This is a genomic window from Treponema endosymbiont of Eucomonympha sp. (assembly GCF_001028545.1).
On sequence record NZ_BBPW01000244.1, the window covers coordinates 1 to 899 of the forward strand.

Genomic DNA, 899 nt, shown 5'->3' on the forward strand with positions numbered 1-899 from the left:
TCGGCGCGGCGGTGGTGGAGACGGACCCGCTGGAAGGCTCGGACGGCGCGTATCTGGTTGCGCGGAAGGCGGTTTTTGCCGACCCGGAGCACTGGTATTATCCCGATCAGTACAATAAGGCGGAACAGGAAGCGCGGAGACTGCATAAAGAGGTAGTGGGGTTTTACCATTCCCACCCCGATCATGCGGCCTTGCCGTCCGACTTTGACCGCGCCCGCGCCTTTCCGTTTTATTCGTATATTATTGTTGCGGTAGGGAAAGGGCAGGCAAACGATATGACGAGCTGGGAACTTGCGGCGGACCGGAGTTGTTTTGAGCCGGAAGAAATCGAACGGGCGCCGACGGATTCGCGCGGATAGTTCCGCTAACTAAAGAAGGCGAGGGATTTTGCATGGCAGTTACGATTTTGATACCGGCGGCGCTTCGCGCTTTTACCGGTCAGAAGTCCGAGGCGTCCGCGTCCGGCGCGACGGTCGGCGAGGCGATACGCGCATTTGCGGACGCCTATCCCGATATACGCAAGCATTTATATCAGGACGAAGGCGGACGGGAGTCGCCCGAATTGCGTTCTTTTATCAACGTGTTTGTAGGCGAAACGAATATCAAAAACCTTGACGGAATGAACACCAGGGTTTCTGACAGTGACACGATTATGCTTGTCCCCGCAATCGCGGGCGGGTGTTGCCGTGCTTATGGGTTTGCGGCGGCGTGACGTCGAGCATAATCGGCGACCGAGCGCTTCCCGGCTTGTCGAACGGCGAAATCGCGCGGTACAGCCGTCATCTGCTGCTTGCCGAAATCGGCGTTGAAGGGCAAAAGCGACTCAAGGCGGCGAAAGTGCTGCCCGTCGGGACCGGAGGTCCCGGCGCGCCGCCGGCGCTTTATCTTGCCGCGGCCGG

Annotated in this window: 3 protein-coding genes; all 3 read left to right on the forward strand. The window is 59.2% G+C overall.

What is annotated here, in order from left to right; all coding sequences use genetic code 11:
- Nucleotides 1–359: Mov34/MPN/PAD-1 family protein (locus AWU74_RS06270; protein WP_187150900.1), on the forward strand; the 359-nt coding region annotated here is incomplete at its 5' end.
- 32 nt (nucleotides 360–391) lie between these two features.
- Entirely contained in the window at nucleotides 392–712 is a 321-nt protein-coding gene (locus AWU74_RS06275; protein WP_062328594.1) for a MoaD/ThiS family protein, read from the forward strand.
- A partial coding sequence (locus AWU74_RS06280) for a ThiF family adenylyltransferase (RefSeq protein ID WP_368853463.1) occupies nucleotides 709–899 on the forward strand: 191 nt, incomplete at its 3' end. The genes AWU74_RS06275 and AWU74_RS06280, both read left to right, overlap by 4 nt.